This window comes from Azospirillum melinis, assembly GCF_013340935.1.
In the GTDB taxonomy this organism is placed as follows: Bacteria; Pseudomonadota; Alphaproteobacteria; order Azospirillales; family Azospirillaceae; genus Azospirillum; species Azospirillum melinis.
Genome location: NZ_WHOS01000109.1, coordinates 1 through 10947, shown reverse-complemented (window position 1 = coordinate 10947; position 10947 = coordinate 1). Strand labels below are relative to the sequence as shown.

Annotated in this window: 10 protein-coding genes and 1 rRNA gene; 2 read left to right on the top strand and 9 right to left on the bottom strand. The window is 69.7% G+C overall.

What is annotated here, in order from left to right; all coding sequences use genetic code 11:
• A 5S ribosomal RNA gene (rrf, locus tag GBZ48_RS34995) occupies positions 1-95 on the top strand; the annotation flags it as partial.
• Between the two features lie 177 nt (positions 96-272).
• On the top strand, positions 273-809 hold the full coding sequence (locus GBZ48_RS34990; RefSeq protein ID WP_109452684.1) for a hypothetical protein: 537 nt from the start codon (positions 273-275) through the stop codon (positions 807-809).
• A 23-nt stretch (positions 810-832) separates the two neighbouring features.
• Here GBZ48_RS34990 and GBZ48_RS34985 read toward each other — a convergent pair whose 3' ends face one another.
• The 9 genes from GBZ48_RS34985 to GBZ48_RS34945 form a co-directional block, all read right to left on the bottom strand.
• Positions 833-1351 carry a flagellar protein FlgN gene (locus GBZ48_RS34985; protein ID WP_174475233.1) on the bottom strand — a complete coding sequence of 173 codons (519 nt, stop codon included), beginning with the start codon at positions 1349-1351 and terminating at the stop codon, positions 833-835.
• A complete protein-coding gene (locus GBZ48_RS34980; protein WP_174475232.1) occupies positions 1348-1674 on the bottom strand; it encodes a rod-binding protein in 327 nt (108 codons plus the stop codon). Before GBZ48_RS34980 ends, GBZ48_RS34985 begins: the two co-directional genes overlap by 4 nt.
• A 30-nt stretch (positions 1675-1704) precedes the next feature.
• On the bottom strand, positions 1705-2874 hold the full coding sequence (locus tag GBZ48_RS34975; RefSeq protein WP_174475231.1) for a flagellar basal body P-ring protein FlgI: 1170 nt from the start codon (positions 2872-2874) through the stop codon (positions 1705-1707).
• Positions 2875-2885: 11 nt separating this feature from the next.
• Complete coding sequence (locus tag GBZ48_RS34970) at positions 2886-3989, bottom strand: flagellin N-terminal helical domain-containing protein (protein ID WP_174475230.1); 1104 nt, start codon at positions 3987-3989, stop codon at positions 2886-2888.
• 4 nt (positions 3990-3993) lie between these two features.
• Positions 3994-5391 (bottom strand): flagellar hook-associated protein FlgK, encoded by a 1398-nt coding sequence (gene flgK, locus GBZ48_RS34965; protein WP_174475229.1) that lies wholly within the window; start codon positions 5389-5391, stop codon positions 3994-3996.
• A 25-nt stretch (positions 5392-5416) separates the two neighbouring features.
• Positions 5417-6661 (bottom strand): flagellar hook protein FlgE, encoded by a 1245-nt coding sequence (locus GBZ48_RS34960; RefSeq protein WP_174475228.1) that lies wholly within the window; start codon positions 6659-6661, stop codon positions 5417-5419.
• Between the two features lie 210 nt (positions 6662-6871).
• Positions 6872-7894, bottom strand: a complete 1023-nt coding sequence (locus GBZ48_RS34955) for a flagellar motor protein MotB (RefSeq protein ID WP_174475227.1) — start codon at positions 7892-7894, stop codon at positions 6872-6874.
• Positions 7895-7900: 6 nt separating this feature from the next.
• Positions 7901-8788: a flagellar motor stator protein MotA gene (motA, locus tag GBZ48_RS34950; protein ID WP_174475226.1), complete on the bottom strand. Its 888-nt coding sequence runs from the start codon at positions 8786-8788 to the stop codon at positions 7901-7903.
• A 103-nt stretch (positions 8789-8891) separates the two neighbouring features.
• Positions 8892-10751: a hypothetical protein gene (locus GBZ48_RS34945; RefSeq protein WP_246307679.1), complete on the bottom strand. Its 1860-nt coding sequence runs from the start codon at positions 10749-10751 to the stop codon at positions 8892-8894.
• Between the last annotated feature and the right edge of the window lie 196 nt (positions 10752-10947).

The window sequence follows — 10947 nt, the reverse complement described above, 5'->3', positions numbered from 1 at the left end:
TCAAACACCCGATCCCATCCCGAACTCGGCCGTGAAAAGCCTCCGCGCCAATGGTACTGCGTCTTAAGACGTGGGAGAGTAGGTCGCCGCCAGGTCGCTCAGGCACAAGAGACGCTCCAATCCAAAGCGCAAATGCTTGCATCTTCACCCAGATCAGAAACGCCCCGGCTCCAACGAGCCGGGGCGTTTTCGTGTCGCTTCACCGGCTATTAATTTGTTTTTGGTGAATTCGGTGGACTGGACCGTCAGATGGCGGTGGCGTGGGGGCGGCGATGGGCGATTCGGACGATCTCTTCGACATGTATCGCAAGGACCACGCCGCGGCGGCGCCGACCGGTCCGGCCCTGGCGGCGGCGCTTGCCGACACGGTGAAGCGCAGCTTCGCCCAGATCGAGGAGCTTTGTGCCGACGTGACGCGGGCGCTCGCCCAGGCGCGCTACACCACGAAGCTGGCGCAGACGGTGACCGACCGGTCGAGCTATGTGCGGCTCGACCGCCAGTCCGAGACCTTCCGTGACTATCTGCGGAACTGGAGTCAGCAGCGGGCCGACAAGGGCGCCGGCGGCATGCATTGGGAGGCGCAGATCCTCGTCACCGACCATCGGCGGACGACGAAGGAGATCGGGCTGGGCGTCGCCTTCGAATGGCCGGGTGCGGGGGAGGAGGGCAGCCTCGCCTTCGTCGAATTCTGGCCGACCGGCGCCGGAGTGTCGCTGCCGTCCGATGCCCGCGGCTTCCAGCGTGCCCTGGTCGCCAGCATCATCAAGCTGGAACAGGCTGGCGAGCTGTCCAGCGTCAAGGGCCGCTAAAGTCGATCAGAGTCTAACAGGCGCTACAGCGTGGCGTTCAGACCGGAGGCCGACAGTTCCACCGGCCGGCGCGCCTGTCCGTCGCGGGCATAGGTGCCGTCGCTCGACGCCCGCTCCAGCGCCGTCAGCAGGTTGCGGTTGATGGTCAGCACCGCCTTGCGCAGGGCGACGAGGCCGGAGGCGTTGACCGACACCGCCCGCTCCAGCCGGTCGATGCGCTCCAGCGTCATCGCGCGGAGATCGTCGGGCAGGCGGATGCCTTCATCGCGGGCGCGCAGGACGGCGCCCTCCAGCTGTTCGGCCATCGCCGCCTTGCGGTGGGCGAAGGCCTCCAGCCGGTCGAGCATCCCGGCGGCGATGCAGGCGGACTCCTCCTCCAGCACGGCGGACAGCGCTTCCACCGCGTCGAGGAAGTCGCGCACCAGCAGGGCGGTGGCGCCGTCATAGCCGGGATCGGGAGCGGCCGGTCCCTCGGCCTCGGCCTGTTCGGTCCGGCGGTCGGGGGCGAATTCGTGGATCAGGTCCTTGAGGGTGACGCTCATGAACGCTGCTCCGCTTGCGATGCGTAGAGGCGGACGATCTCGTCGTGCGTCATCCTGCCGATGCCGAGCGTGCCGGATTCGGCGATGGCCTTGCCGTATTCCTGCAACATCATGCTGCGCCACGGCTTCTCCGCCGGGCCGCCGCCGCCGAACAGCGGGCTTTCGCGCATGCCCGCGAACATGCTTTCCATCAGCTGGCCGACCAGCATCGCCTCGAACTCCTTCGCGACCTTGTCGGCCGCTTCCGGGTTGGGGAGGGCCGGCGTCGCGGTTGCCGGCGTGGGCGTCGCAGGGCTGCGGAGGGTCGTTGCGGCGATGTCCATCGTCGTCTCTCCATCCCGGTCTTGGGGGGGTCAGATGATTTCCAGATCGGCGTGCAGGGCGCCGGCGGCCTTGATCGCCTGGAGGATCGCCACCATGTCGCGCGGACCCACCCCCAGCGCGTTCAGCCCGTTGACCAGCTGTTGCAGGCTGACGTTGCCGCCGACGGTCACGAACTGGCGGCCGTTGCCCTCCTGCACCTGCACGTCGGTGCGCGGCACGACGACGGTGGAGCCGTTGCTGAAGGGCTGCGGCTGCGACACCTGCGGCGTCTCGACCACGCGGACGGTCAGGTTGCCCTGGGTGATGGCGACGCGGCTGACCCGGACATCGTCGCCGATGACAATTGTGCCGCTGCGCTCGTCCACCACGACGCGGGCGATGGCGTCTGGCCGGACCGCCAGCTGTTCGATCTCGCCGATCAGGCGGGAGACGTTGCCGACATAGGATCCGGTGATCCGCACGTCGACCGTGGTCAGGTCGACCACCCGGGCGTTGCCGGCACCGAGCCGGCCATTCACCGCGTCGGCAATGCGGATCGCCGTGGTGAAATCGGGGTTGCGCAGCGCCATCCGCACCGCGCCGACATCGTTCAGCGCGAATTTCAGTTCGCGCTCCACCGTGGCGCCGTTGGCGATGCGGGCGGTGGTCGGCACGCCCTTGGTCACCGTCGCCGCCGCCCCGCCGGCGGTGAAGCCGCTGACCGACAGCGGCCCCTGGGCCACGGCATAGGCCTCGCCGTCGGCCCCCAGCAGCGGCGTCACCACCAGCGTGCCGCCCAGCAGGCTGGTGGCGTCGCCGAGCGCCGAGACCGTGACATCGACCGTCGTCCCCTGGCGCGGGAAGGGCGGCAGGCTGGCCGTCACCATGACAGCCGCGGCGTTGCGGGTGCGCAGGGTCTCGCCGCGGGTGTTGATGCCGAGCCGCTCCATCATCCCCTTCAGGCTCTGTTCGGTGAAGGGGGTGTTGATCAGCCGGTCGCCGGTGCCGTTCAGCCCGACGACAAGGCCGTAGCCGACAAGCTGGTTGCGGCGGACCCCGTCGAAGGTGACCAGATCCTTCACCCGGGTCTGCGCCGCCGCCGGACCGGGGGCTGCCGACAGCATGCCGAGCGCCAGCAGCAGCCCGCCGGCCAGCACCAGGGCGCGGCGCAAGGCCGGCCGGAGCCGGTACGATAGGGGGACCTGGATGCCGGGGCTCATGTCGATGCGGCCTAGAGATAGTTGGTCAGATGCAGCTTGGCGATGCGCGCGGTGGCGCTGGAGGTGGCGTCGATCTGCGCCTCCAGCTGGCTGATCCGCGTGCTGGCCTCGTAGGGATCGACGCCTTCCAGATTGTCGATCTGCAGGCTGAGGATCGACTTCTGCGTCTTGTGCTGCTCGGCCAGCGTCGCGACCTGGGCGCGCTGGATGCCGAGCTGGGCCGTCGCCTCCCGCAGCTTGCCGAGCCCGCCGGACAGCTTGTCGACAGCGGTCCTGATGTAGTCGGGATAGGCGTCGACATCCATCTGCGAGGTATCGACCGCCGCCAGCATGTAGATGCCTTCCAGCATCTGCCGCATCATCGGGTCGTTCGCCTGCACGCCATAGGCGATGGCGGTGGACTCCGCCGGCTGGCCGCTGACGCGCGGCGAGGCGGCGCCGCCGGGCTGGAGCGCCGTGGTGCCGGTGTAGAGGCCGCCTTCGAAGCTGTCGGTCAGCGGGGCGGGGGCCGGGGTCGCCGGGTCGCGCACGGCGAACAGATCGTCGAGCCGGGCGACGACCGCCGCGGTCTCCACCGCCGTGGTCGGCATGGCGGTGCCGCCGGTGGCCGACTGGATGGCGTCCCGGACGATCTGCATCGGCGAGCGCAGGCCCGACTTGTCGCCGTCGACGTTGCGCATCGGCGGCTGGTCCAGCGCGGTGCCGGCGAAGAGATAGCTGTTGCCGGACGCGGCGTTCAGCAGCCCGACCACCTGATCCAGCACACCGCGCGCGCGGATTTGCAGAGACGTCCCGGTCGGCGACTGCTGTCCCAGCCCGGTGGAGGCGGCGGCCAGCAGGTCGGTGCCCGACGCGAGGATGCTGGTCATCGCGCTGTCCATCGTCTTCATCCGGCCGTCGAGCAGGTCGGTGGTCTTCACATACTCGTCGGTGCGGTCGAACAGGTTGCGCAGCGCGATGTCGCGGCCGGTGCCGGCGCCGATGGTCGCGGCGACGTCGGCATGGACGCCGGTCGACACCTCCTCGTTGGCGCGGGTCAGCTCCATCTGCTGCCGGGTCATGGTGCTTTGCAGCGACCGGCTCATCCCCAGCGTGGACAGGGCATTGTACAGCATCGGCTTACCCCTTGATCTGCAACAGGATGTCGATCATGCGGCCGGCGACCTGCACCACCTGGGCGCTGGCGCCATAGCTCTGCTCGATCAGCATCAGCTTCTGCATCTCGTCGTCGATATTGACGCCGTCGCGGTTGATGCGGGCGGTCTCCAGCGTGTCGGCGCTGATCTTGCGCGCGTTCATCTCCGACTCGGCACCGGTGCGGTAGCCCTGCTGGGCCGACACCATGGCGGTGGCGTAGCTGCCGAGCGTCGCGTTGGCCGGCATGTCGGTGGCGGCGAAGCTGCGGGTGCCGGTGAAGACGGCCTGGAATTTCTCGATCTGCGTCTGGTCGCCCGGCGGGAGCGGGGCCGCCGCCTGCACGCCGCTCTGCACCCGCCAGCTTTCCGTCCGCACCAGGTCGTTGACGGCGATGCGCGAGGCCAGCCCGGCGGTCGCGCCATAGGCGGCGCCTGCATCGGTGAACAGGCCGGGCTGGGTCGGGTCGGCCTCCGCCCCCTGGAAGGCCTGGACGAGGCCGGCGGCCAGCTCGTCCAGCTGCGCCATGGCGCGCGGCATGTCCTGCTTGACGGTCTGGACATAGCCCATGATCCGGCCGCTCTGGATTTCGCTGTCCGGGTTGGCCGACAGTGCGACGCCGTTCGCCATCACCTCGTCGCCCAGCAGGGTCAGCGGCTGCTCGCCCGGCGCCAGCGGGTGGTCGAGCAGGGTCTGGCCGTTGCGGGTCATCACCACGACCTGGCCGTCCTCGCGGCTGTAGGTGCGGATGCCGATCTCCTGCGAGACCTGATCGAGCAGGCGGTCGCGCTGGTCGCGCAGGTCGCCGGCATCGCCGCCGCGCGTCTCCAGGGTCGCGATCTTGCCGTTCAGGTCGCTGATGCGCTGGAGCGATGTGTTCACCGTATCGACGGAGGTCTGGAGCCGGCCCCTGGCGTCGTCCTGCACCGTCTGCGCCGCCTCGGCGGCACGGTTCAGCCCGCCGGCCAGAGCCGTCGCCTGCGACACCACGGCGTTCCGCGCCGCGTCGTCGTTGGGCATGTCGTGCAGGCGGGAGAAGGCCTGTTGCAGCTTCGACAGCTGGGTCGAGACCGACTTCTCGTCCTGCGGCTGGCCCAGCACCAGCGCATAGTCGGCCAGTGCCGAGGTGCGCGCCTCCTGCCCGCTGTAACGGCTGGTCTCGAACCGCGCATCGCGGATCAGCAGCTCGTCCACCTTGCGGGCGACGGCGTCGACCCTAACCCCGGCCCCCCGGCCGGCGGTGGTGACCGCCGACAGGTCGAGGTCGCGGCGCACATAGCCGGCGGTGGTGGCGTTGGCGAGGTTGTGGGACACCATCGCCGCCTGCTGCTGCGTCGTGCGCAGGCCGGACAGGGCGGACGTGAGGGCGAGTTGGACGCTCATGGCCGGGACTCCGTCGGAACTGGGCTCAGCGCTTCAGGCGCGTGGTTTCTTCGACCATCTCGTCGGCGGTGCGCACCAGCGTGGCGCTGGACGAGTAGGCGCGCTGCGTCTCGATCAGCGACACCAGCTCGGTCGCGATGTCGACGTTGGACTGCTCCAGCGCGCTGCCGACGACGCTGCCGGCGCCGCCCTGCTTGCCCGCACCCAGCGTCAGGGTTCCGGTGTCCGCCCCCAGCGTGTAGGTGTTGCCGTCCTGGGCGACCAGACCGTCGGGGTTGGTGACCGTGGCGATCGGGATCTGGTATAGCGCCTGACGGGCGCCGTTGTCGTACATCACCCACAACTTGCCGCTGTCGTCGATGTTGACCGAGGTGACCTGACCGACCTTGGCGCCGTCGCCGGTGACGGTCGGCACGTAATCGCCGTTCAGCTGGGTGACGTTGCCGAGCGACATGGTGAAGCTGTCGGCTGTCGGCGTGGCCGGCGAGGTGATGGTGAGGCCCGGCATCGGGTCGAGCGGCAGGCCGGCGCCGTCCACCGGCTTGCCGGCATAGGGGCCGGTGGCGGCGAAGGTCAGCGTCACCGGCGCGCCGGTCACGGTATAGCCGGCCGGGCCGGTGGCGGTCAGCGTCCACTGGTTGGGGCCGGCGGCCTTGGTCCAGGTCATCGACAGGTCGAGCGGGTTGCCCAGCCCGTCATAGAAGGTCGGGCTGCTGGTGAAGCTGTCGCCGGTGGCGGCCTGGGCCGGCAGGTTGCCGGAGAAATCCATCTGCGTCGTTTTGCTGCCGCCATAGACGAGATTGCCGACATTCACCGACTGGAGGTCGTCGAAGCGGGAGCTGCTGACGTTCGGCATGGTGCCGTCCGGGTTCAGTTTCCAGGCTTCCAGGTACTGGCCGGCATTGTTGCGCAGGAAGCCGGCCTCGTCGGGCAGGAAGCTGCCGGCGCGGGTCAGCGAATATTGCGGCGTGCCCGAGGCCTTGTTGCCGACGACGAAGAAGCCGTTGCCGCTGATCGCCATGTCGGTGGACGAGCTGGTCCCGAGGATCGTGCCGTCCTGCTGCATCTGATAATGCGTGGCGGACTGCACGCCGCTGGCGGTGTAGGTGCTGCGGCTGCCGGGCGAGGTGACCAGGGTGGAGAAATCCACAGTCGCCCGCTTGTAGCCGACCGTCTGCGAATTGCTGATGTTGTCCGAAATGGCGGCAAGGCGCGAGCTTTGCGCGGACATGCCGCTGACACCGGACCGCATGGCGCTGTAAAGGCTCATCCTTGGAATCCTCTGGTCAACCGTCGAACGGGCCGTCGCAGTGACGACGAACGGAAGGGAAGGTGTGCGTTCCGGGATTCTCCGCGGATGACTGGCGGGGTTAACGGTAGCGAAGGGGTTTTAAAGGGGCTTTAAAGGAAAAATCGGGCGGTTTTGTTAAAATGTGTAAGGCTTTTTCTTTTGATTGTTTTCCGCCTTGATTGCTCCCGCCTATTGCCCCGCCGGCCGCCGCAGCAATGTGATGCTGATCCGCCGGTTGCTGGGATCGAGCGGGTCGCTGGCGCCGAAATGGTCCAGATCGGCACGCCCCTCCACCCGGACGATGCGCCCGCCTGGAATGCCGCTGGCCAGCAGCTCGCGGCGGGCGGCGTTGGCGCGGTCGCTCGACAGTTCCCAGTTGCCGTACTTCGCATCCGGCGCATAGCCCAGCGCATCCGTGTGGCCGGTGATGCCGATGGGGTTCGGCACCGACGCCAGCGCCGCGGCCACCATCCGCATCAGCCGCCGGCCCTGGTCGTTCATCTGGGCCGAGCCGACCTTGAACATCGAGAAGCGGGCCTGATCGGTCAGCTGGACGCGCAAGCCCTCCGGCACCTGCTGGATCACCAGACTGCCTTGCAGGGCGCTGAGGTCCGGCGACGCGGCGATGCGCTGGCGGAGATCCCGTTCCAGCGACTCCAGCGCCACCTTCTCCGTCAGTTCGGAGGACTGGCGGTCGAGCAGCGCCTCCAGCTCCGCACGGGTGGCCTGGACAGTGGGGGGTGGTGCTTCGGTGGCGGATGCTGCCGGCGCATTCTCCGGCGCGGGGCGCAGCAGGTCCACCGGCGGAACAGTGCCGCCCGGCGGGTGGGGCATCGGGTCCCTGCGGCCGGCCGGCTGCCGGTCGCTGTCGCCGACCGACGCCACGACGGGGGGGGAGGCGACCGGGCTCGCCTGATCGCCGGCGGCGTTCGGGGTGGTCAGCGATCCGCTCTTGTCGACCGAACGGCCGGCCAGCATGCCGTCGGCGCCGGAATTGCTCTGCGACACCGCGACCGGGTTGAAATAGTCGGCGATGCCCTTGCGCTGTTCGGTGGTGGTGATGTTCATCAGCCACATCACCAGGAAGAAGGTCATCATCGCCGTGACGAAGTCGGCGTAGGCCAGCTTCCAGGTTCCGTTGTGCTCCTCTTCCTCGTGGCCGCCGAGGTGGCGCTTGACGATGATCGGGGGCAGGGCGGTCTTGCGCGGCATGGCCGGTCACGCCGCCTGGCGGCCGTCGCGGGCCTTGGCCTGCGACGACAGCGCGGTGGCGACCTCCACCTCGGCGAGGCTGGGCTGGATGTCGGTGTACAGCACCTTGCGGGCATATTCGGCGCAGACCTGCGGCGGGCTGCCGCGCAGATAGGCGCACAGCGCCGCCTTGATGCAGAAATACATGTTCAGTTCCGATTCCCGGCGCTGGCGGGCGGCGCTGGCGATGGGGCCGACCATGCCGTAGGACAGCAGCACGCCGAGGAAGGTGCCGGTCAGCGCGCCGCCGATCATCCGGCCCAGCACCTCCGGCGCCTCGCTGATGGCGCCCATGGCGTTGATGACGCCCAGCACCGCGGCGACGATGCCCAGCGCCGGCAGCGCGTCTGCCAGATTCTGCAACGCCTTGGGCACCTGGTTCAGCTCGCGGCCCAGCGTGTCCAGCTCTTCCGCCATCAGCGATTCCAGGTCGTGCGGGTTGTCCTGGCCGAGTGCGATCAGGCGCAGATAGTCGCACAGGAAGGTGATGCAGCGGTCATAGCGCAGGACGTTGGGGTACTGGGTGAACAGCGGGCTTTCGGCCGGCTTGTCGATGTCGGTTTCGATCTGCGACATGCCCTTGGACTTGGCGACGCGCAACAGCCCGTAGACCAGCGCGATCATGTCGAGATAGTCGTTCTTGGGGGTGGTCCGCCCGCGGGCGATGGTGCCGACCGCGCGCAGCGTGTCGCGCAGCACCGCCGGGCTGTTGGCGATGGCGAAGCCGCCGATGCCGGCGCCGATGATGATGACGATCTCCACCGGCTGCCACAGCACCGCCATCCGCCCGCCCATCGCGTAGAACCCGCCGAGCACGCTGGCAAACACCGCGATCAACCCGAACATCAAGCGCATGTCTTCTTCTCCGGATGTGCAAGAGCCATCGCGATTGGGGGCAACGGTCCGCCGACGCTACAGCCCGCCGTTTAAAGCGGCTTTACGGATCGGTGCCCAAAGGTCAGGGGGACTTCCGCCACCCGCGCGCCAGCCGGTCGAGCGCGGTCGCCGCGGCAAGGTCGCGCTCCACCGACTCCGCGCGCAGCGGCCCGTCGGCGGGCGGCGGGGCGAGCGCATCGAGCAGCCCGGCCCAACGGGTGCCGGCCAGACGCGCGCGCTGTGCCTCGCCGAAACCGCGCGAGGCATCGGCGTCGCCGGCCAGATAGGCCGACAATCCCTGCAAGGCCAGATCGTCGGCCGTCGGTTCCGTCCCGGTGGCGGCCAGTTCGGCGAAGGCGCTCCGCGCCGCCCGCCATTCGCCGGCCGCGAACAGCCCCTCGGCCCGCAGCCGCGCCGCCTCCGCCCCGCTCAGGCCGCGCAGCGCGTCGAGCGCCCGCACGGTGTCGCCGTCGCCGAGCAGCGCGTCGGCGCGCAGCAGGGCGCGGCGTTCGGCCAGGGCCGGCTCCAACGCCGACCCGCCGGTGCGGGCCAGCACATCCAGCGCCTCCCCCTCGCGCCCACCGTCGATCAGGGAGCGGGCCAGGGTGGCGCCAAGCTCCGCCCGGCGCGGGCCGGTGGCGCCTTCCGTCAGCGCATGCAGGATGCGGGTCGCCTCCAGCCCATAACCGTCGCGCAGCAGCAGCGTGGCGAGCCTCAGCCTCAGCTTGCCATCCGGGCCGTCAACCAGCGTCACCAGCCGTCCATGGCGTGCCTGCAAGGCCAGCGCATAGAGCCCGCCCGGCGGCGATTGCTCCAGCCGGTCGAGCACCGCGGCCAGCAGGGTCCGCCCGGCCGCCAGCGCGTCGCGCCCGCGCGCGGTGGCGCCGAAGCGCCGTCCCAGCAGGCCGAAGATGTCGAGTGCCGCGTCGGTCCTGCCGCTGCGGGCATAGGCGCCGCCCAGCGCCGCCAGCGCATCCGTCTCCACATCGTCGCCGCGCCAGGCGAAGCGCAGGGCTTCCAGCGCCTGGATGGCGCCGTCCTCGTCCAGCCGCCCGAGCCCACGGCGCAGTTCGATGGCGCGCACCTCGGCCCGGCGGGCGAAGGGACCGCGGCGCAAGGCCGCGGCTGCGTCATAGCGTTCGAGAGCCGCCTCGGGTGCCGTGCCGGGCGTCGCCTTCAGCTCCGCCAGCCGGCCGCGGAAATAATCGAGCCGGCCGTCGGCCATGCCCGTCGAATCGACGGTGATCATCTCCAGCACGATCAGGTTCAGCGCCGCGCTGTCCCCGGCCTCGTCCGCCGCGGCGGCGAGCGTGGTCAGCAGCCGGCTGCGCAGGTCGGCCGGATAGTCGAGCAGCCGGCGGAGCGCGATGGGCAGCCCCTCCTTCGCCGCCGCCCAGCGGGTCGGCGCCAGCGCGACGCTGCGCCAGACATGGTGGTCGGGCATGGCGCCGGCCGGCAGCTGGACGAACAGGTTGTCGTCGGGCCCGTCCTCGCGGTCGAGCGCGCGGAAGGCGTCGCCCAGGATGCGCAAGGCATAGCGCTGGTCGGGTGCCGGCGACAGGCTGGCCGCCGTCTCCAGCGCCGCGCGCCCCTCCTCGTCCATGGCGCGGGCGAGCAGGAAGCGGACCAGCGCGATCTGCGCCTCGACCCGCGCCCGGCCCTGCGCCGTGTCGAGCGCCCTTTGCAGAGCCTCGCGCGTGCGGTTGAAATCGTCTCCGGCCCAGCCGGCGAGATCCATCGCCCCGATGGGCGGCGGGGCCGGCGGCTTGGGCGGTTCGGTGGACTGGGGCGCGGGTTTCGCCGGGCGTTCCGGCATGCGCTCCAGTTGCCGCAGGGTCTGCTGGATGCTGTCGCGGACTTCGCCTTCCAGACTGGCGACGACGGGAAGGGGCGCGCTCCCCCTCTCCCCCCCGGGGAGAGGGTCGGGGTGAGGGGGATGCATCGCGTGGCTATCCCGAGAATCCTCGCCGCGCTCCCCCCTCACCCTAACCCTCTCCCCGGGGGCTGGTTCTTATAAACAACTGACACCCCCGGAGAAAAGAGAGGTGAAGATCATCGGGTGAGTCCGCTTTATGTACACAGAACATGCTGGGGCTGAAGACGAATCTGCCTAAAACGATACAGATGAGTCCTAGGTA

Excerpts from the sequence above, each read along its gene's own strand:
- GBZ48_RS34990 (WP_109452684.1), top strand. The coding sequence starts at position 273 with ATGGGCGATTCGGACGATCTCTTCGACATGTATCGCAAGGACCACGCC.
- GBZ48_RS34985 (WP_174475233.1), bottom strand. The coding sequence starts at position 1,351 with ATGAGCGTCACCCTCAAGGACCTGATCCACGAATTCGCCCCCGACCGC.
- GBZ48_RS34980 (WP_174475232.1), bottom strand. The coding sequence starts at position 1,674 with ATGGACATCGCCGCAACGACCCTCCGCAGCCCTGCGACGCCCACGCCG.
- GBZ48_RS34975 (WP_174475231.1), bottom strand. The coding sequence starts at position 2,874 with ATGAGCCCCGGCATCCAGGTCCCCCTATCGTACCGGCTCCGGCCGGCC.
- GBZ48_RS34970 (WP_174475230.1), bottom strand. The coding sequence starts at position 3,989 with ATGCTGTACAATGCCCTGTCCACGCTGGGGATGAGCCGGTCGCTGCAA.
- flgK (WP_174475229.1), bottom strand. The coding sequence starts at position 5,391 with ATGAGCGTCCAACTCGCCCTCACGTCCGCCCTGTCCGGCCTGCGCACG.
- GBZ48_RS34960 (WP_174475228.1), bottom strand. The coding sequence starts at position 6,661 with ATGAGCCTTTACAGCGCCATGCGGTCCGGTGTCAGCGGCATGTCCGCG.
- GBZ48_RS34955 (WP_174475227.1), bottom strand. The coding sequence starts at position 7,894 with ATGCCGCGCAAGACCGCCCTGCCCCCGATCATCGTCAAGCGCCACCTC.
- motA (WP_174475226.1), bottom strand. The coding sequence starts at position 8,788 with ATGCGCTTGATGTTCGGGTTGATCGCGGTGTTTGCCAGCGTGCTCGGC.
- GBZ48_RS34945 (WP_246307679.1), bottom strand. The coding sequence starts at position 10,751 with ATGCATCCCCCTCACCCCGACCCTCTCCCCGGGGGGGAGAGGGGGAGC.